The following is a 19822-nucleotide window of genomic DNA, read 5'->3' on the forward strand; positions in this document are numbered from 1 at the left end:
CACATCCCTTGTTGGCCCATCGTAATTTTTTGGTGAGGTCTTTTTTATTTTCTCACTTTCACTAATCTTCAGCAATTAGGATGCAATTAATCGAGGTGCTCTAACCAAACACAGAGAATTAACGTATCTATCACAATCACTTTACTCGGCATGGTTCGCCTCATCCATTTTGGCAAGGCTCCTTTCTATTAATCCTTTTGTTGTGAGTTCACCTAACAAGCCAGAAGCCATGAGCTTGGGCAGGTTCTCGATATCTTCAAGTAGGGTTAATTCGCTCTCTCCGGTTTGAGAATCACGGTGAGCAACTACAACAAAAGGAGTCATCTGTGGGCCTAGAGCATCGAGTAGGGCGGGGTTATGTGTTGTAACAAGGATATCTATTTTACGTTCTCTACCAATATCACACAACATTTCCAGTAGCAAACCTGAGCGTGACGGATGTAAACCACTATCCACGTCCTCAATAATAAGTTGGCTTCCTTCCGGGCGGGTCAGGAGTGCGGTTAAGATTCCCAGGAAACGCAGGGTACCATCGGACATTGCACGGGCATCAATAATCATCGCTTCTTGGTTGGGCCACTGTTCCTCACAATAAATCATGGCATCACTGCCAAGTCTACCTACAGGCTCAGCCCAGATTTTCTGAATATCTCGCTCTGGTAAGCGAGTTAAGTACTGGGAAAGAGTTGCCTCAACTTGAATTTTTCGTTCTATAGGTAGACCTGCCAAAACACTCGCAATATTGGAAGCATCATTTTCAAGCTTCTTATCTATACGAGAGAAGCCACGCATTTTAGTTGGAACTGGATCTACAAGAAATATATTGATGAAGCGGTTATTGGGAAGACTAGAATCTTCTGTTGTCATTGAAACAGACAGAATAGACCGTGGATTATAAAAGTCTACTCCATTAGAATTATCCTTGTATCCAAATCGGAACTTGTCGTTTTTATCATTAGTTATCTCATAAATACCTTCAGAAATTAAATACAGAGGTTCAGTATTCACAGTAATAATATACTTATAATTAGTATTCTCATCTTCAAATAAGACTTCTATTGTAAACTGTCTTCCTGGTTTTAAAGCAGCCCACTCGATACCCCCACGAACTCCAGAGGTATTACTATCTCCACTGAGTGCATCCTCCAGTTTTATTCCCTGAGCTAGCCGCTGTAAAAAAGCTAGAGCATCTAACACGTTGGACTTGCCGCTAGCATTTGTCCCAATCAAGACCGTGAGCGGGTCGAAAAAAAGTTCAGCTTGACGAAAGCTCTTCCAGTTCTTTAGGGTGAGTTGTTTAAGCATGGAACTCTCCTGAAAAGGTGGGTTACACTCGGCAACCCACCCCTAGATTTACTGTTTCTTGTACTCGGAGACCTTTTTGATGTCTAGCTTCCAGCCCGTGAGCCGAGCGGCGAGGCGGACATTTTGGCCCTCTTTACCGATTGCCAGGGAGAGTTGGTCATCCGGGACAATGACGTGAGACTGACGGGCATCGGGGTCCACTAGAACCACCTCGACCACCTTGGCGGGGGAGAGCGCGTTGGCGATGTAGGTAGACGGGTCGGGGGACCAGCGGATGACGTCAATTTTTTCACCGCGCAACTCGGCCACCACCGCCTGAATCCTGGAACCCCTGGCCCCAATACAAGCTCCCACCGGGTCCACATCCCGTTCAAGGGTATCCACCGCAATCTTGGTCCGGGGACCGACGTTGCGGGTGGGCGGGTTAGCTTCGCGGGCGACAGCGACAATGCGGACAATCTCATCCTCGATTTCGGGGACTTCGTTGGCGAATAGGTAGACAACCAAACCGGGGTCCGCCCGTGAAACCGTCAGTTGGGGACCGCGCCTAGCCCCATCCCAGACTTTCTTGAGGAAAACTTTGAACACACCACCCGTGCGGTTGTAGGATTCGCCGGGGAGTTGTTCGGGTTGGGGGAGTTCGGCTTCTACTTCCGACTGACCGAACCCGCTGGTCACACCCATGATGACCGAACGGCCCTCAAAACGGAGACTCCGCGCCTGGAGGACTGTTCCTTCAAGTTCGCGGAATTCCTCTTGGATGATTTTGCGCTGTTGGTCGCGCAATTGCTGGTTGAAGACCTGCTTGGTTTGGATCGCGGACATCCGCCCAAACTCAGATTTACCCGGTGTGACATCCACGACGACCACGCCCCCTGCTTCCGCTTGGGGTACCACTTCGCGCACTTCCGTGAGACTGATCTCGTGGTCCTGGGTCGTTACATTTTCAACAATCGTCTTGGTCGAGAGGACCCGGAAACCCTCTTCATCTAGGTCTAGCTCGACTTCAAAGTTGTTGAAGTAATCTTCGTCGTAGGTGACATCGGATTCGCGATAGGTCTTGCGATAGCGTTCATAACCTTTTTTAAGGGCTTGGCGCAGGGCTTCCCCGACTGAACTAGCAGGCAAGTTGTTCTTCTTACTAATGGATTCAATCAGGGCATTCATCCCTGGTAACGGAACCATGGACATCAGTTTTTCTCCATTCAATTGTGCGGAATTATCTGAACACTGGCGATTTCAACAAGGGGGAAGGTGACGACTCGACCCTGGACGGTGATGGCTAGTTGACTTTCATCTCGTCTCAGTAGGGTTCCTTCCCAGATTTTTTGACCGTTGAGCAAACCGTAACCCGTAACCCGTACTGGGAAGCCCCGAAAAGCAGTGAATTCCCGGTCTGTGGTCAGTTTGCGGTCAATCCCCGGACTCGATACTTCCAGGATATAAGGACCCGAGAACCAATCCACCGTTTCAAGTTGGGCCTCCAATAACCCACTTAATTGTCCACAGTCGTCAATGCCCGTGGGTTGTTCCCGGTGACGAATATCCACCCGGAGTGTGGGCGGTTGGGTATGGGTTTTATAAAAAACCCCGACCACTTCCAGCCCCAAGCTATCGGCTAGGGTCTGGGCACACGCAGTGACCAAAGCAATCAGTTGACTGGTGGTGGAAATGGTCATAAAAATAGGGGCCGACACCCCCAACGCTTACAATTCCACACTAGCACGAGTTTTGAGCAACAATGGACCAGAGGTGTAATCGTAATGAATCCACGACCCATTGTGCTTGCCATCTCCGGGGCTTCGGGGATGCTCTATGCGGTGCGCTGTCTGAAGTTTTTACTCCAGGCTGATTTTCATGTTGAACTGGTCTGTTCCAAAGCTGCCTACTTGGTCTGGCGCGATGAAATGGAAACCACTGTACCCCAGAATTTGATTGATCAGGGTGATTTCTGGCGCGACCAGACCCAGACCGATGCGGGGAAACTCATCTGTCACGGATTTGCTAATGTGGGCGCGACGATTGCTAGCGGTTCTTATCGCACCCAGGGGATGCTCATCGTCCCATGCAGTATGTCCACTGTGGCGAAACTGGCCCACGGCTTGAGTTCGGACCTCCTGGAGCGGGCGGCGGATGTGCAATTGAAAGAGGGCCGCCGGGTCGTCGTCGTCCCCCGCGAAACGCCCTTCAGTGTGATCCATCTCAGGAATCTGTTACTACTGGCCGAAGCCGGAGTACGAGTCGTGCCCGCGATCCCCGCCTGGTACCAAAAACCCCGGACTATTGAGGAGTTGGTGGATTTCGTAGTTGGTCGTGCCCTAGACCAGTTAGATATTGACCATGCCCTGTTTGACCGTTGGCGGGGGATTTGTGCTAGGCCTGAGGCTTAGCCCGTGGCGGAAACCGTAATGAGCGAAGACTTTACGAAGACGGCTGAAATCCAAGAGGAAGTAATACGCGCCCATGCCCAGATAGAGCGGTTGAACACTCTGGTGGAAGAGCTAGGTGCCATGTTTGATGACCTAGAGCAACAGACCAACCAGCAGATCCCGGCGTGGTGGAAAGCTCATCGGCCCCTAGCCAAAATTCGTGAGGAGCTAGAAGGCTGGTTGCCACCCCGAATATTGAAGCTAGCTCAGGACAAGCTACAGCGCGGGCCGTACAGCCAAGAGCGACAGGTTAGACCGAAGCAACGACCCAACCAGCTTGATTGGGCCATGCCCCCTTACCGAAACTCCAGCTTTACTGCTGAACGAGGAAAATCTCGTTGCGCTGACTGCGGTTGCTCTGGGAGTCCGTCGCCACCAGGGTAATCCGGTAACGGGTGCCACGGGGCAGGATCGTTGTTGGTTGGAGACTGATGGCAAAATAACCATCGGAGTCCGCCTGGATCTGCCGATTCAACACCTGCTGAGATAACCCGAGGGGTCCGGCAATACTGGTGAAGGCATCGGCTTGAATTTGGACTTGGGCATTGGGAGCGGTGCGGCCCTCAATGCGGGTTGGTAGGGTAATCGTGTCGTTCGCGGTGTAATTGGTGATTTGGGGGAACAGGTCGGCTTGGTCGTTATTATTGCCCCCGTTGTTGTTACCACCCTCGACAATGACGATACGGCGGTTGGCTTCACGAGTAATCGACTGACTACCGGTTTGCCGGAGGGTCACGAAAACACGGGCATTATTACGGGTCTCGCCTCGACGGACCACATAGCGGCCCTCATAGGTCCCGTTCTCCACTTCTTCCATCGGTAGGTCACGGGCTACCCCCTCAATCGTGAAGGTCCCAGTGGCGCGAGTACTGCCTTCAGCCCGGATTACCACTTCTTCACCCGGTTGCAGCCGACCGGGAGTGCGGATGGTGACGCGCTCTAGGGTCAGGCGTTGGTTCGGGCGGTCTTCATACTGGTCTTGATTGTTCTGATTCTGGTTGTTATTGCGACCATCCAACAAACCGATGGTCAAAGGGGGCAACTGTCCACCAACGCGACTAATCGTTTGATAGGTCAGGGCGGCGACTTCCCCACGGGTGGCGAGACTATTGGGTTCGATGAGCCCTGCGTCGGGGTAGTTGACGATGATGCGGGCAGCGGCAGCGCGGCTGACACTATCTCTGGCCCAATCGGGGACCGCACGGGCATCCCGATAACTGTTGAGGGCATTGGGGTCAGCTTGGTCTCGTTCTTTGAGGGCCTTGGCGAGAATGACGAGGGATTGAGCGCGGGTAATCTGGTCCTCAGGGCGGAAGGTTCCATCTGGGAACCCGGTTACTAATCCTGAATTACTGACCGCCCGGATCGCACCAGAAGCCCAGTAGTTATTGGGTACGTCTCTAAATTGCTGAACGCCACCGGAAGTCGTGGAGAGGTTGAGAGCTTTGACGGCAATTGCGGCAAACTGAGCGCGGGTAATGTAACTATTGGGCTGAAAGGTGCCATTCGGAAAACCCCCAATGATGCCACGGGAGGCCAGGGTATTGATGTAAGGCTCCGCCCAGTAACCCTGAGTGTCATCAAAATTCTGAGCCAAGCTCGGGGCACTGAAACCCAAGAGAACAGCTAACCCCAGGGCATTCCCCAGCAGTTTGTAAGACATTTTCAACTCCTTTATTTCAAAATTTTCTTTCAGTCATTATGAGATAAATAGTCCGCTAGGACCTCTACCTCAATGCAGACCTACGTATCTTCACGTTTTTTCGGCAGTTAAGCTAGGTATAGAAGCGTATAAACCCCTGCGGGAGCGCGTAAGTTGGCAACAGCATGAAGGTTTCAAACGCGAGAAGTTAAAAAATCAAAACTACGGCTTGCGCTGGATCGCCGTGATAATCGCCCGGACTTCCTGGGTGCCCTGAGATGCTTTGAAGTGCCAGGGGGCGGGGAGTTTACCCTTGAGGATCATCCGTAGGCCGAGGGGGACTAGACTTAGTAGCCCTGGTAGGCTGCGCCCACCATTGCCTACTACTTGCAGACCAAATTTACTTTCGTCAATCCAACCCCCTTCTTTAACCAAGTCCACCAAGGTATGACGGTGGCGTAGGGGCGTGGATTCAACTAGGTCCGGGGTCTGGAGGATCGTCTGCTTGATCTCGGTAATCCGGTTTAGGGGTTGTACGCCCACCGGACAGACTTCATTGCAATTGAAACAGCGCGTGCAGTCCCAGGCGAAATTTGGCTGAGTATATTGTTGAATGCGCTCTTGAGTGTGGTCGTCCCGGTTGTCCGCAAGCAACCGTTGAGCCTTGGCGAGGGCATGGGGACCGACAAAGTTCTCATCCCCAACCACGGCATTGCATTCGGAATAACAGGCCCCACAGAGGATGCAGTTAGCGGCGGCTTGGAGTTTGGCGCGTTGGGCAGGGGTTTGGAGAGATTCGCGCTCTGGGAGGTTGGTGGTACTCACCGTCGGGTCCACCCGTTTAAGCCCCGCCCAGAATTTACCCATGTCCACCACGAGGTCACGAATTACAGGTAGATTGCCCAAGGGCTGGATCGTAATTTGTCCGTGGCCTTCTTCTAGCTCATCACCAATCAGGTTGTGACAGGCTAGGATCGCCCGCCCGTTGACCCGCATTGCACAGGAACCACAGATGGCGTTGCGGCAGTTGCGACGGTAGACCAGGGTACCGTCTTGCTCCCACTGGATTTTATTGAGGACATCAAGGACGGTATTGCCCGCCTCACACTCCACTTCATAGGTCTGGTAGGTGGGGCGGCTGGTGCGGTCGGGTTGTCTGCGGATACGGATGGGGACTTTCATGGTAAACATTATAGTGGCTTACCCTAAAACCCTTAGGGAGCGTATACACACCGTCCCCGCCCTCGCCCAGGCTCAATCCTGTAAATTTTATGAATTGTTCTTAATTTTCTAAAGTAACCCAGAAGAAATAGCAAAATCTACTAGTTTTTTCAAAGGACAACCGATAGCGTTGAAAGGAGAATGATGTTGGTTCGCAGTAGCAACCACGGGAGTACTGGATGGATGTCGGTAAAGTTACAACACGGGTCGTGAGTGCCCTTTTCGGTGTCGCAATCATCCTCATCAGTATTTGGTACGGCGGGAATAGTGGTTTGTTGCCCGTCGAGGGCTCCGAGGAATCGCGGATGATTGATAGCTTATTTCGCACCATGCTCATTATTGCCACCGCTATCTTTCTCTTTGTGCAGGGGCTTTTAGTCTATTCACTGTTCAAGTTCCGGCAGAAACCCGGCGATACGACCGATGGTCCGCCCATTCATGGCAGTATCCCGCTTGAAGTGCTCTGGACAGCGATCCCCACGGCTCTTGTTCTCTATGTCTCGATCCTCAGCTATGACGTGTCCGGTAAACTGGCGGTCGGCGGTTCGGGGGGCCTGGGTTGCTCCGTAGATTGTCCCTTGGTTGAACAGGTCGCCAACCCCACAGGCAAGGAACTGATTGTTGATGTGATTGCCCAGCAGTACGGTTGGACCTTTCAGTACAGCGGCTACAGCACCGAGGTGGGCGAGATGCACATCCCGGCGGGCCGCGAAGTCATCGTCAATCTGAAGTCCAAAGATGTCCTCCACGCCTTCTGGGTGCCCGCTTTCCGGGTGAAGCAAGACATTATCCCTGGGCGGATCACCCGGCTCAAGTTCACCGCCACCAAGACCGGGGAATACCCGTTGCGTTGTGCCGAGTTGTGCGGGGCCTACCACGGGATCATGAACTCCGTGGTCTATGTAGATGAACCCAAAGCTTTCGAGGCGTGGGTCAACAAAGAACTTGCGGTCAAAACTGCCCAGGTAGCTCGTGTTCCCGCTCCCCTCGCCCTTAAATAGGAGTTTGACCGTGCAGATTACCGACAACCAATTTATCCAGGAGCCGCCCCAGGATTGGCGCACGTACTTCACCTTTTGCACGGACCACAAGGTGATTGGCATTCAGTACATGGTCACTTCCTTCGTGTTGTATCTAGTCGGCGGCTTCCTAGCGATGCTGATCCGGGCGGAACTGTTGACCCCAGACTCAGACGTCTTCCCGGAGCCCGGTGTCTATAACGGGGTCTTCACGATCCACGCCACGATCATGATTTTCCTGTGGCTGATCCCGATGTTGGCGGGTTTCGCGAACTACCTAATTCCCTTGATGATTGGGCGCGGGACATGGCTTTCCCCCGCATCAATGCCGTTGCTTTTTGGATGATCCCGCCTGCTGCCGTGCTGTTGATGTCGAGTTTCTTCTTTGGTCCGGCCCAAGCGGGGTGGACCTCCTATCCGCCCTTGAGTATGGACCCGGCGACCCTGATTGGTCAGTCGCTCTGGCTCTCCAGCGTGATCTTGCTCGGGACTTCCTCGATCCTGGGGGCAATTAACTTCGTCACGACAATCTGGGAAATGCGCGTCCCTAGCATGGGAATCTGGCAGATGCCGCTCTTTGTCTGGGCTATGTTTGCGACCTCAATTATTATTTTGGTGGCAACGCCAGTCCTGACGGGGGCTTTATTATTGTTGTCCTTTGACCTGTTGATGGGGACGGTCTTTTTTAATCCGACTGGGGGAGGCGACCCGGTCCTTTATCAGCATATGTTTTGGTTCTACTCCCACCCTGCGGTGTACATCATGATCCTGCCCGGTATGGGTCTGGTCTCGGAAATCCTCCCGGTTTACGCCCGTAAGCCAATTTTTGGGTACCGCGCCATTGCCATTTCGAGCATGAGCATTGCGGTCTTGGGCTTCATTGTCTGGGCGCATCATATGTTCACCAGTGGGACCCCGGAATGGATGCGAATGTTCTTTATGATTACCTCCATGATCATTGCCGTCCCCACGGGGATCAAGGTCTTTAGCTGGGTGGCGACGGTGTGGGGCGGGAAGTTGCGGCTCACCCCGGCGATGCTTTTTGCGATGGGCTTTGTATCGATGTTCGTGGTGGGCGGCTTGAGCGGGGTCATGCTCGCCTCAGTGCCGATTGACATCCACGTCACTGACACTTACTTTGTCGTGGCCCACCTGCACTACGTCCTTTTTGGCGGGAGTGTGTTTGCGGTCTACGCCGGGGTCTACCACTGGTTCCCTAAGATGACCGGGCGGTTCCTCAATGAGTGGTGGGGAAAGGTTCACTTTTACTCGACCTTCATCGGGTTTAACCTGTGCTTCTTGCCGATGCACAAGTTGGGTCTGTTGGGGATGCCCCGGCGGGTGGCGGCCTACGACGCGAGTTTCTTAGATCTCAACGTGTTGGTGAGTACTGGCGGTTTCCTGTTGGGGGTCTCGACCCTGCCCTTCCTGGGGAACGTCATTTATAGTTGGTTAAAGGGACCCCGGGCGACCGGGAACCCTTGGGAAGGTTTAACCTTGGAATGGACGACCCCCTCCCCGCCCCCGGTGGAGAACTTTGAGCGGTTGCCCGTCCTGACGGTCGGTCCTTACGATTACGGTCACGCGGGCCGCGACCCGTCTGAGATTGTGCGCCATTAATTTTAGGGAGTCTCTTTAATGCAAACATCACCTAACGAATCCGAACGGCTGATCCTGGCGGCTCCAGCGACGGAGATGGCCCACGAGCATGAGGCGACCGCCCATGCTCACGAGGAACACCCGGACTTGCGGCTGTTTGGCTTCACTCTGTTCCTGGTCTCTGAAGCGATGCTTTTTGTGGGCCTCTTTGTGGCTTACCTCGCCTTTCGTGCCGTGGCAACGGAATGGCCTCCCGCTGGTACGCCAGAACTCGAAGTGATCCTACCAGCCATCAACACCGTGATTCTGGTGGCGAGTAGCTTTGTCCTCCACCAGTCTGAGGCAGCGGTCAAGAAGGGCGATATACCGGGGATGCGGGCTTGGTTCATTGCCACGATTGCCATGGGCGCGGTCTTTTTGGCGGGTCAAGTCTATGAATATACCCAGTTGGAGTTTACGCTCCAGACGGGGCTATTTGGCGGGACCTTCTTTGTGTTGACGGGCTTCCACGGGTTGCACGTCCTCGTCGGGGTTCTGCTGATGTCCGGGGTGGTAGTGCGTTCTTTTAAGAAGGAACACTATACCCCTCAGAAGCACTTCGGGGTCGAGGCGGCGAATCTCTACTGGCACTTTGTGGATGGGGTCTGGATTGTCCTCTTCCTTTTGCTTTATATCGTCAAATGAACCCTGCTTTCCGTTGGGCGTGGTTTGGCTTCACCCTCGCCCTCGGGATAGTATGGCTGACCTTACTCTGTCTGCCTTTTTTGAATGCGGGGGACCACCTCTGGCAACAGGAAGTAACGGCTTACCAAGGAAATTTAGCTCTTGTTTGTTTGGGATTAATCCTCCTTGCCGTCCCCCTGCGCTCCTGGCTCCCGGCGTTGCTTCAAGACCGTCGCTGGCTGGGACTTTTAGTTTTTGGCTTTGCTCTCGCTCACACCATCAATGGTTTCACCCACACGCTAGGCGGGGACTTAGCGGGTTGGCAGTTCTTAGGTCCAACAGAACAAGTAGCTCTAGGCTTAGGCACGCTAGCTCTAATATTTCTGTTTATCCTTGCGCTAACCAGTAACAGCACGGCGGTGACAGCTCTGGGAACCGCTTGGAAGAAACTCCATCGCCTGTTGTTTTATCCCACTCTTATTCTTATTCTGATTCATACCCTACTCTGGGGCGTGAATTATGCAGGCTGGGTGCCAGCAGTTTTACTAATCGCCGGAACTGTTGGGTTAGTTGGATTGCGCTGGTGGCCCAAAGGACAATAACAGCAACTCCTATTTTTGCAGTAACGTATGAGCTTTTGAGGGAGTGTTATTTTGGGGAGAGAGCGGGATAACTGCCATGTGTCTGTGTGTGAACTGCGCCTATGTGGACCGTTGCCAGACCTACCATGAGGTCGAGGAACGGCACGAACAAACCCATCTCACTGCCCACCCCGACTTCACCCCCCTACACCCCGTCATCAATGTCAACATCCGCAACCACGGACGCGAAATGGAATGGGATGTCGTCGGCTGTCAGAGCTTCAAATTAGCCCTAGGCCGCTGGCATAAACTGCGGCCCGGTAGCGCGGTACCCACCTAGAACTTAGCCTCCAGTCCCACGGTGAAATTGGTTGGTGGTGCGCCGTTACCATAGTTGCGCTCATAGGCCAAGTTAGTCAGGTTGTTGACCAACGCACTCAGGGTCAAGACCGAGTTGAGGGGAATCCGAAACGAGAGGTCGAGGGTAAAGTAACCGGGCAACAGCGTGGTCGGGGGCAAGTACCCCAAGTTAGGGACCGGGTTACCACTGGGGGTAAGAGCCAAGTCGCCATTGGGCGTAAAACCGACACTGGGACCAATATGGTAAGGGTCCGTCGCCCGTAAACCCTGGAAGTTCCCAAACAGCGCGAACCGCCAATCCCCCGGCGAGGTATAGGTAAACCCGCCCTGCCCACTGTGGTAGGGGACCAAGGGATACTGACTCTGGTTGAGTTCGCCCTTGAAATCCTGTAAAATCCGCGCATCGGTATAAGTGTCCGTGGCAAAGAACGCCCAACCGGGTGCAAACCGCCAATTAAAACTAAACTCCAACCCACTGAAGTTGACCGTCGGGTAGTTGGCGCGGACCAAGGCCCCACTCTCATAGCCCTGGGCAAGCAACCCCTCATCTTGGGGCGCGAAAATCCCATTCTGGAGTGGCGTAATCCGGTTGTAGGCAATTAAGTTCTGAATATCGTTGTTAAAGTAGGCAGCCCGCACTGTGATCTCAGGACTCGGTTCCCAGTCAAAACCCACATCAAATGTCGAACCTGCTTCAGGGCGTAGGTTAGGGTTGCCCTGGATCTCACCATTGGCAAAAAGGTCGTTAAAGTTGGGCGTTTTATAGACACGGGCAAAACCACTCCGTAAGGCCAGCGTCGGAATAACCTGCCAGACCACGCCAATACTCGGGTCAAAAGAACTTTCATAGGTGCGAGAAGTCCCCGTCACTAAGTCCGAGCTACTGCTGAACTCATAAGTATTAGTAAAGGATTGTCGAAACCCCAGGCTCGTCGTCAGGTTCTCCGCCAACTTAATCGTCCCCACCGCAAATACAGAGGGCCGATTAACCCGCGCATCAAAGGCTGGCTCAAGCGTCGCACCGGGTGTGAGCAAGTCCAAACTAAAGGACCGCCCTGATTCCCGGATAAAATCCAGCCCGTAGGTCAAGTTGAACCCAGCAGATATTTGCCAATCATGGAGAATCCGGGCGTTGAGGACGGTCACCTCGGTCGAGTTGTCTTCAGCAATGACGAAATCCACCTCCCGGTCTGATTCCGTGGTGTACCCCGTGTCTATCCCCAACCGCACCTGGAGCCGCGAATCTTCCCCCGCCCCCAATTGCCGATCCAAAGTCAAGGCTAGACCCGAGTAATCAATGCGAATGAGAGGCCGAGTAGACTCATTCAGGCCCAATTCATCCGGGGTACAAAAAGGGTCTTGCTCACACCCCGCACCACCACTGGTCTCGATTAAATTGCGGGGGTCCGTCAACGAAAAAAGGCTAACGCCCCGACTCCCTTTCCGCAAATAGGAACTCAAGGCCAAATTAGTCCGTGTATCCAGGTCCCAATCTAGATTCAACCCGAAAGAACTGCTGTTGACCTCACCATTGGGCCGAATTGCACTCAAGGTCGTAGCGGGGTAAAACTCGTTGAACAGAGTCCGGTTATCGCGTTGGATTTGGTAAAAGTAATCGTTGTTGCTATTGAAGGTGGTGGCGAAGACACTGTAACGTAAGTTCTCGGTAATGGGCCCGCCTAAACTCAGACTGTAATTGCTGTAGCCGTAGCTGCCAAAGGCGATGTTGGTATTCACCTCAAATTCAGTCGGGGGTCTCCGGGTAATCACATTGATGACCCCGCCCACGGCGGTACTGCCGTACAAGGTCGAGCCTGCTCCGCCCTTAAGCACTTCCACCCGCTCAATCCCGAAGACCGGCAGTTCAGCTAGGTCCACATGTTCCTGGTTGAGGTTGTTGACCGTGCGTCCATCAATCAAAAGCCCCGTGCTAGTAGTGGGTAAGCCCCGGATGAAATAGGTACTGTGGACATCCTCGCCCGCCCCCCAAAGGTTACTGACCACCCCGGGAACCCCTTGTAGGGCGTCGCCAATACTCCGGGACCCCTTGCGCTGGATTTCTTCTTGAGTAACGACGTAGATACTACTAGTGTTCTCGCGGACTCGGCTACCCCGGCCCAAGGTCGCGGTGACGGTCACTTCATCAAGTAGGTCAATCGGCTCATCAAGACTGGCCTCGTTCGCTTGGGCCAAGAGGTCCGCCGCTTGGGTGGATTGGGCTAGGTCGGTGGCTGGCTCGGCTTGGACCGCTAGGATCATCGCCCCCCAGATGAGGAGGGCCAGTACAGATTTGGACACAGAGGACTCCCCACAATCAATAACGAGAACAAGAATGATTCTCGTATTTAAAATAGCATAAAGGCTCACCCGCGCTTGCACATTGCAAAATCTCGACCGCGTATGGAGTCCGCTAAACTCGCTAACCCTAGACCAGACGGGGCATCTTCAAAATGAAACTGGGGATGGATGGGATAGATTGACATCCTCCCCGACCTAAAGGACGGGGATTCCTAAACATCACTATTTAGGTTTCTGCTTCATCGCACCAGCCTTCCGAGATTTACTCTCTTCAGGCCTCACACTGACGCTAGATGATAAAACGAACAGCGGTGTCCGTCGGGGTCTGTGAGGTTGAGGGCGTGTTCCATCAGGTTCAGGGCAGGATGGTTGAACTGGTGGGATTGGGGCGTTAAACCCCGCGCTTGTAACTGCTGGTTCAAGGCATGGAGATCTGCTAAACTCGCCAACCGCAGACCGAACCGGACAGGGTAGACTCCACCCACAAGTAAAAGTAGTTCTAGGCCGTGGACGGTGAAAAGGCTGTAAGTCCCCGGTTCACCTTGGGGCGGACTGTCGAAGACTTGATGGTAGAACTGGGTGGCGCGGTCGATGTCCTGGACCCTAAGTTCTAGGTGTATTGCGGTTGTCAAGGGTCCAGGCAAGGGTTTACGCTCCAGGGATGCTTGGTTTCATTGTCCTGGGTTTCGCCCTGCTGGGGTTGTTTTTGAGTTGCTGGACGGTTCTTGCCGCCCCGAATATGGCTCTATTAACGCTGGGGGTCGGGGCACCGGAGGTGAGTCCCTGGCTCGTGGTCGGGAATCTCATCGTCATTGGGTTAACCCTCGGTGGGCTGCGTTTAAACCCACTGTTTGGTTACGCGCTGGCTCTGGCCGTCTTGGGGTTGGGGTTCAGTGCTTGGCCCTTGGTGCAATTGCCGACAACCGCGACTCGATTTACTGAACAGATGGCTAAGGGACTCGGCCCGGACTATATCGCCCAAGTTCCCGCGTCGGTACGGGCTGGCTGGCGGAGGAATTCCTACAATTTGGTAGAGAACTTCCTGGGTTTATCTACACCCACGGCAGTCCGCATTACCGAAAACATCCCTTTCGCCCCGTCCTTGCGCCTGAATCTCTACCAGCCGCCTCGTCCCGGTACCTATCCCACAGTGGTCGTCATCTACGGCGGGGCTTGGCAACGGGGAGGACCCGCCCAAAACCCTGAACTCAGTCGTTATCTGGCGGCGCGGGGCTACGTGGTGGTGGCGATTGATTACCGTCATGCCCCGGCCCACCGTTTCCCGGCGCAGATTGAGGATGTGCGTCTGGCCCTAGCTCATATTCGTACTCAAGCTGACCGCTATGAAGTGGACCCCGGACGAATTGCACTGTTGGGTCGTTCAGCGGGGGCACATCTGGCGATGCTGGCGGGTTTTGACGCGGTGGTACCCGTGCAGGCGGTGGTCAGTTATTACGGGCCAATTGACCTTACGGAGGGCTACAACGACCCGCCTAACCCGGACCCCATCAATTCTCGGGCGACGCTTGAGGCTTTTTTGGGGGGTAAGCCGGACCAATTGCCGGAGCTATATCGTCGGGCCTCCCCCGCGAACTATGTCACCCGTCCTTTACCCCCGACGCTATTGGTTTACGGGGGACGGGATCATATTGTGGAACTGCGGTTCGCCCAACGGCTCTACGAACGGTTGCAGGCGACGGGGACCACGGCAGTTCTCCTTGATATTCCCTGGGCTGAACACGCCTTTGATGAGGTTTTCGCTGGACCCAGTAACCAACTCGCGCTTTATCATACGGAACGGTTCCTAGCTTGGGCCTTGCGTTAAGCTGCGCTGGTTGGTGAGACTGCCCATGCGTTCCCGTCGGTATGATTTTGATTGGCTCCGGGTGTTGGCAACGTTTTTAGTTGTTGCTTTTCATGCGGGCATTATCTTCAGTTCATCGGGCTATTATCAAAAATGACCCGCTCCAACTAGCCCCGAGTTTTTGGGCGGCTTACCGGGCAGAAGAGAATTTATCGCCCCTGATTCCACCTGAACGATGGGCAAAGATTAAAACTGACAATCTGAATCCCATGGTGGCCCAAGCTCTCCAAGGGGTATTGACGGGCGACCGCATCCAGGTAATTCGGGCGGAACTGGGACCGGGCGGGGTGGGCATGGGTTATGGACCAGCGGTTTTTAGTAATCTGGCGGGTTTACAGTTAATCCTGGCGGCGGAGGGGATTCCTTTCACCGCGCTCACGCCGAGTGCAGTCTTGGCCCGACAACTCCAACAACGAACCGAAGTTCCCAGCCAGACCCTAACCAGTTACCTTTTATTGCCCGAGAACCGCCGGGGTGTTTTGTTTGTGGATTGGGCGAGTTTTACGGAACTTAATCAAGCGGAGGCTCTATTTACGCACCTAGAAAAAACCCAGAGTCGGTTAATTCTCGTGGGGCTGCCTCAGTCCGAGTCGGCGGCGACGGGGTTGGTTTTGTTCTTGGACCAGTGGTTTATGATGCTTTTTTTCTTGCTTTCGGGGGCGGGGACTTGGTATGCCCTGGGATCGCGGACGGCGGGGCAATATGTGACGGAACGGTTACAGCGGCTCTTGGTGCCGTTGGTCGTGGGTTGTTTGGTGGTGGTGCCGCCCTTGGTCTATGCTGGTCCAGATGTCGAACCCTGCCGGAGCGTCCTCTAATTGGTCCCTTCAGCAAGTAGTCATCAAGATAACCATGTATTCGCATATACTCACGCGGCGTTAAGTAACGGTCCTCTAGGGGATGAAAGAAAATTTCGCCACAGCGTAATGTATTAGCAGGTTCTGTGCGCGATAAACGTCTGAATTTTGTTGTGTCCTTTTTTGTAAGATTGCAACGTTGTTCTATCGGTAGATGTAACTCTTTCGCAAGGTGAGAGCCTTCTGGTACACCGTGAATTCGTCGCCTATCACCTTCAGGTGTTATGTCTACATGATTATCTGTCGGCTGATAATTGTCGGTAGATTTCGGCTCACTTAAGCCTTCTAATGCCTTACCGACAGTGACGTAAGGCAATAATGGAAACAGGGGATTTATCTGTTCGCGATGCCCATGAGTAAAAGCGCGTCATTTCAAAAAGAAGCATACCCCGCTCATCATCAAGGCATGGACGCTTACCAATTTGAGAAAAGGCTTGGCAAGGTGGTCCTCCGCAAAGTAAGTCAAGCTCACCTTCTAAGTGCCAAGTCGCTCATAAGTTCTTGGGGATTTACGGCGCGAATGTCAGCTTCTATGACCCGGGTATTTCGCCCTTGGCGTATTGTCGCAGCACGCAGGGTTTCACAGCAATGAGGATCAGTTTCTATGCAAGCTAGAACCTCAAAACCCGCGCTTTGGATTCCTATGTCAATGCCGCCAGCTCCTGAGAATAGGGATAGAGCATTCATTTTTGGTTCAATCATCTCTAGTAAGTCGCCTTCTTTCTAGACTGTACCAACACACAAAGTAGCATACCATCCTGTGTATTTGTGAGATCCTCGACGAACCCGTAGCGCAGCACTTAAAATAACCAAGCGGTGTGGCAAAGGACTAACTATGTGTGGAATTGTCGGTTATGTCGGCTGGCAAGCGGCAACCCCAATCTTAGTGGCTGGGTTGCGGACGCTGGAATATCGCGGCTATGACTCCGCCGGGATTGCCACCATAGACGGGCAGGGTCTCCAACTGGTCCGGGCTAAGGGTAAATTACGTTTTTTAGAAGAGAAACTCGCTACCCAATCCGCTCCCGCTACTGTCGGCATCGGACACACCCGCTGGGCCACCCATGGTCGCCCTGAGGAACATAACGCCCACCCCCATACCGATACGCACCACCGCGTCGCCGTGGTCCAAAACGGCATTATCGAAAATTATGTAGAACTCCGCTACCAACTCAAGGACCAGGGGTATATTTTCCGCTCCCAGACCGATACCGAAGTCATCCCGTATCTCATTGAAGAAGCTCTTAAAACGGGTAGTGTCTCCTTACTCGCCGCCGTGCAGCAGGCTGTCAACCAACTTGCGGGCGCGTTTGCTTTGGTAATTGTGAGCGCGGACCATCCTGATGAACTGATTGCTGTCCGTCAACAGGCTCCCCTCGTCTTGGGCTTGGGCGAAGAGGAGAACTTCTGTAGTTCCGATGCCATTGCTTTGGTCGCCCATACGCCCCGTATTCTCACACTCAAAAATGGTGAGATTGCCCGTCTGACCCCCAGCGGGATCGAGCTACAAACCTTTGCTGGGAAGACTCTCCACCGTACTCCCCAAGTCCTCACCTGGAACCAGACCCAGGTAGAGAAACAGGGTTTTCGGCACTTCATGCTTAAGGAAATCCACGAGCAGCCGGGGGTCATCCGCGCTGCCCTCGAACGCCATCTCTTGCAGGACCAGGTGGATTTACCTTTAGCCCCGGACTTCCTCATAGATATCGAACGGGTCCAAATTGTTGCCTGTGGCACCAGTTGGCACGCCGGGTTGGTCGGGAAGTTTGTTTTTGAGGAGCTGGCTAACCTGCCCACGGAAGTTAACTACGCCTCGGAGTTCCGCTATGCCCCGCCGCCCTTAGATGGTCGGACTTTGGTAATTGGCGTGACCCAATCCGGCGAGACCCAAGATACCCTTTCGGCTCTCGAAGTTGCCGTGGCGAAGGGGGCGAAACTCCTAGGGATTACTAACCGTCCCGAGAGCCGTCTGGGGCATCTCATTGAAGAGCTAGGACCTCGTGGTGCGCTCCTGGATACTGGGGCCGGGATTGAAATTGGCGTGGCGGCGACGAAAACCTTCAGTGCCCAACTGATGACCTTCTATTTATTGGCCCTCTATTTTGCGGCGGAACGTCAACCGGATTATGCTCAAGGACCGCTTATTCAGGCTCTCCGTCAACTCCCTGCTCAACTTGAACTGATTCTCGACAGCCAACTGACCTGGATTAGTGAACGCGCCCAGGAGTTGAGCCATCTCCGGGACTTCATCTACATTGGGCGGGGCATCAATTACCCCATTGCCCTCGAAGGTGCCCTCAAGCTTAAAGAAATTAGCTACATCCATGCCGAAGGCTACCCAGCGGGTGAGATGAAACACGGCCCGATTGCCCTGTTGGATGCTAATTGCCCGGTGGTTGCTGTTGCCATGCCCGGTCGAGTCTACGAAAAAGTTCTCTCTAATGCCCAGGAAGCTAAGGCCCGCGACGCGCTCCTGATCGGTGTCACCCCGCGCACCCCCTTGGCTGAAGAGACCTTTGACATCCTGCTCCCGGTCCCGGTGGTCCACGAACTGCTCTCCCCCCTCGTCACCGTCGTCCCCCTCCAACTCTTCGCCTACGCCCTCGCCGCCCACCGTGGCCTCGACGTAGACCAGCCCCGCAACCTCGCCAAATCGGTGACGGTAGAGTAGCTGAATCTCATGCTTTAAGTCTCAGTTAGGGATTGCGCTGGAACCAATGCTCTAGGTCCGTTGCGGCGGTGAAATCAAGTAAGTCCTCGCTCAATTGCTCAAGTTTAGGGAGGGCGAGTTGTTGTACTTGGGTGCGTTGCTCAAGTGTCAAACCCCCTAGGCGACAGGTAAGCTGACGTTCCACAAGTCCACGGACTCCTTCCAAGCGGCCTTCGACGCGGCCCTCTTCTTTCCAACTGGTGGTCATCATCTGGACATCCTCCCGTGTTTCTGGCTGTAGTCTAGCAACGTACTCCCGGAACTGGCTTTCCTCCCTGGTGTCCAGCGGTAAGTACGCATCCACAAAGCTTGATATTAGCTTCCATCGCCCTTCATCCAACTGGAGGGTTGCCAACAGACGTAGACACTCAAACTTCACCTGGGCGCGGTCCTCGGTTGCAATCTGCATCTTCGCCATCAAGGCACAAGCCACTGGGTTCGGCTGGTTGAGGTAGTCGCGCCAACTCAGGCGATTGAGTTGCACCACTTCGTAATGAAACTCAAGGACCGTCCGACCGGGAAACGCAATGCGGTAGCTACTGGGCTGAGCTTGGCGCGGGGTGGCAAAGGTGAACAGGGCGATGGGGTAGACGGGCAAATCATAGCGGTCATGGAGCCTGGAGAAATAGCGGAACATCCGCCGATTGAAGTGTTCCTTGCGGGTGGCTTGGGGGTCCACATGGATGATGAAGAAGAGGTCTTGCCCGGTTTCAGCGAGGGGCGAACCGGGTTGGACTTGGACTTTTGCGGCGAGGTCCAGGACACGTTTTTGGCCCGTTACGCCGGAGTCGGGATGCGCGTTGAGGGGGTCGAGGAAGAATTCCTGGGTCAGAAACTCGACGGACTCCGGAACGAGAGCAGCGCGAAGCTGGGGAAAGAAGAGGTCCACGAACTCGACAAAGAAGGTGGTGAGGAGCTTTTTAAAGTTGCCGTCATGGTCGGGGGTCATGGGGATATTGGTAATGTTGACCTTCTAAAGGTATCGGTTGACCTTCAGAAGATGTCTGTTGACCCGTAGTCTAAAGGTCCCTCCGCCCCACCCTGCCGGGTACAGGCGTGCTGGGGGACCAAGACCACGAAGACCAGAAGAATTCTTCCCTACCCCACCATGTGCTACACCTTACCCACAAGTCTAAAATCCCGGCTGAAGCGAGTCTCAAAAAAGAGTGAGACCGACTACAACCTAAGAGATCCCCCTAAATCCCCCTTGAAAAGGGGGACTTGAAGAGCTTGTTGAGTAGGGCGACGCAAACTGACTCTTTCCCCTCCTTTCA

Annotated in this window: 17 protein-coding genes and 2 pseudogenes; 9 read left to right on the forward strand and 10 right to left on the reverse strand. The window is 53.9% G+C overall.

Annotated features, from left to right (window positions below; all coding sequences use genetic code 11):
- Positions 1-141: 141 nt before the first annotated feature.
- Genes HFM78_RS06635 through rimP form a run of 3 tightly spaced genes read right to left on the reverse strand, consistent with a single transcriptional unit; the run spans position 142 to position 2984 of the window.
- Positions 142-1305, reverse strand: coding sequence for an AAA family ATPase (locus HFM78_RS06635; protein ID WP_287128643.1), 1164 nt, complete (start codon positions 1303-1305; stop codon positions 142-144).
- A 48-nt stretch (positions 1306-1353) separates the two neighbouring features.
- Positions 1354-2496 carry a transcription termination factor NusA gene (nusA, locus tag HFM78_RS06640; protein ID WP_396033711.1) on the reverse strand — a complete coding sequence of 381 codons (1143 nt, stop codon included), beginning with the start codon at positions 2494-2496 and terminating at the stop codon, positions 1354-1356.
- A gap of 14 nt (positions 2497-2510) precedes the next feature.
- The gene (gene rimP, locus HFM78_RS06645) at positions 2511-2984 is read right to left on the reverse strand and encodes a ribosome maturation factor RimP (RefSeq protein WP_287128645.1); all 474 of its coding nucleotides are present in this window, start codon (positions 2982-2984) and stop codon (positions 2511-2513) included.
- An 84-nt stretch (positions 2985-3068) separates the two neighbouring features.
- On the opposite strand from rimP, the gene HFM78_RS06650 reads away from it, so the two are divergent.
- Positions 3069-3695: a flavin prenyltransferase UbiX gene (locus HFM78_RS06650; RefSeq protein ID WP_287128646.1), complete on the forward strand. Its 627-nt coding sequence runs from the start codon at positions 3069-3071 to the stop codon at positions 3693-3695.
- Positions 3696-4047: 352 nt separating this feature from the next.
- On the opposite strand, the gene HFM78_RS06655 is transcribed toward HFM78_RS06650, so the two are convergent.
- Together HFM78_RS06655 and HFM78_RS06660 are read right to left on the reverse strand one after the other, a co-directional pair.
- Positions 4048-5397 carry an S-layer homology domain-containing protein gene (locus tag HFM78_RS06655; RefSeq protein ID WP_287128647.1) on the reverse strand — a complete coding sequence of 450 codons (1350 nt, stop codon included), beginning with the start codon at positions 5395-5397 and terminating at the stop codon, positions 4048-4050.
- A gap of 201 nt (positions 5398-5598) precedes the next feature.
- On the reverse strand, positions 5599-6558 hold the full coding sequence (locus HFM78_RS06660) for a succinate dehydrogenase/fumarate reductase iron-sulfur subunit (RefSeq protein ID WP_287128648.1): 960 nt from the start codon (positions 6556-6558) through the stop codon (positions 5599-5601).
- A gap of 218 nt (positions 6559-6776) precedes the next feature.
- Between HFM78_RS06660 and coxB the strand changes: the two genes are divergently transcribed.
- The 5 genes and pseudogenes from coxB to HFM78_RS06685 all read left to right on the forward strand — a co-directional run bounded on the left by coxB (position 6777) and on the right by HFM78_RS06685 (position 10799).
- Entirely contained in the window at positions 6777-7598 is an 822-nt protein-coding gene (gene coxB / locus HFM78_RS06665) for a cytochrome c oxidase subunit II (RefSeq protein ID WP_287128649.1), read from the forward strand.
- 4 nt (positions 7599-7602) lie between these two features.
- Positions 7603-9236, forward strand: a pseudogene (ctaD, locus tag HFM78_RS06670) (cytochrome c oxidase subunit I).
- Between the two features lie 18 nt (positions 9237-9254).
- The gene (locus tag HFM78_RS06675) at positions 9255-9899 is read left to right on the forward strand and encodes a heme-copper oxidase subunit III (RefSeq protein WP_287128650.1); all 645 of its coding nucleotides are present in this window, start codon (positions 9255-9257) and stop codon (positions 9897-9899) included.
- Positions 9896-10480: a ferric reductase-like transmembrane domain-containing protein gene (locus HFM78_RS06680; protein WP_287128651.1), complete on the forward strand. Its 585-nt coding sequence runs from the start codon at positions 9896-9898 to the stop codon at positions 10478-10480. The genes HFM78_RS06675 and HFM78_RS06680 overlap by 4 nt, the downstream gene beginning before the upstream one ends.
- 76 nt (positions 10481-10556) lie before the next feature.
- On the forward strand, positions 10557-10799 hold the full coding sequence (locus HFM78_RS06685) for a Ycf34 family protein (RefSeq protein ID WP_287128652.1): 243 nt from the start codon (positions 10557-10559) through the stop codon (positions 10797-10799).
- On the opposite strand, the gene HFM78_RS06690 is transcribed toward HFM78_RS06685, so the two are convergent.
- Together HFM78_RS06690 and HFM78_RS06695 are read right to left on the reverse strand one after the other, a co-directional pair.
- The gene (locus HFM78_RS06690) at positions 10796-13117 is read right to left on the reverse strand and encodes a TonB-dependent receptor (protein ID WP_287128653.1); all 2322 of its coding nucleotides are present in this window, start codon (positions 13115-13117) and stop codon (positions 10796-10798) included. The genes HFM78_RS06685 and HFM78_RS06690 overlap by 4 nt on opposite strands.
- Before the next feature lie 278 nt (positions 13118-13395).
- The gene (locus tag HFM78_RS06695) at positions 13396-13749 is read right to left on the reverse strand and encodes a VOC family protein (protein WP_287128654.1); all 354 of its coding nucleotides are present in this window, start codon (positions 13747-13749) and stop codon (positions 13396-13398) included.
- Between the two features lie 29 nt (positions 13750-13778).
- Between HFM78_RS06695 and HFM78_RS06700 the strand changes: the two genes are divergently transcribed.
- Together HFM78_RS06700 and HFM78_RS06705 are read left to right on the forward strand one after the other, a co-directional pair.
- Positions 13779-14942, forward strand: coding sequence for an alpha/beta hydrolase (locus HFM78_RS06700; RefSeq protein WP_287128655.1), 1164 nt, complete (start codon positions 13779-13781; stop codon positions 14940-14942).
- Between the two features lie 92 nt (positions 14943-15034).
- Complete coding sequence (locus HFM78_RS06705) at positions 15035-15799, forward strand: AAA family ATPase (RefSeq protein WP_287128656.1); 765 nt, start codon at positions 15035-15037, stop codon at positions 15797-15799.
- 332 nt (positions 15800-16131) lie between these two features.
- Here the strand turns inward: HFM78_RS06705 and HFM78_RS16195 are convergent.
- Together HFM78_RS16195 and HFM78_RS16200 are read right to left on the reverse strand one after the other, a co-directional pair.
- Positions 16132-16299 (reverse strand): annotated as a pseudogene (locus HFM78_RS16195) (DNA cytosine methyltransferase); the annotation flags it as partial.
- A 7-nt stretch (positions 16300-16306) separates the two neighbouring features.
- Positions 16307-16540 carry a DNA cytosine methyltransferase gene (locus tag HFM78_RS16200; protein WP_396033718.1) on the reverse strand — a complete coding sequence of 78 codons (234 nt, stop codon included), beginning with the start codon at positions 16538-16540 and terminating at the stop codon, positions 16307-16309.
- Positions 16541-16673: 133 nt separating this feature from the next.
- Here HFM78_RS16200 and glmS point away from each other — a divergent pair, with 133 nt between their 5' ends.
- Positions 16674-18509 (forward strand): glutamine--fructose-6-phosphate transaminase (isomerizing), encoded by a 1836-nt coding sequence (gene glmS, locus HFM78_RS06710; protein WP_287128657.1) that lies wholly within the window; start codon positions 16674-16676, stop codon positions 18507-18509.
- Positions 18510-18534: 25 nt separating this feature from the next.
- On the opposite strand, the gene HFM78_RS06715 is transcribed toward glmS, so the two are convergent.
- On the reverse strand, positions 18535-19497 hold the full coding sequence (locus HFM78_RS06715; RefSeq protein WP_287128658.1) for a DUF4351 domain-containing protein: 963 nt from the start codon (positions 19495-19497) through the stop codon (positions 18535-18537).
- Between the last annotated feature and the right edge of the window lie 325 nt (positions 19498-19822).

Source organism: Candidatus Cyanaurora vandensis (assembly GCF_013285555.1).
Classification (GTDB): Bacteria; Cyanobacteriota; Cyanobacteriia; order Gloeobacterales; family Anthocerotibacteraceae; genus Cyanaurora; species Cyanaurora vandensis.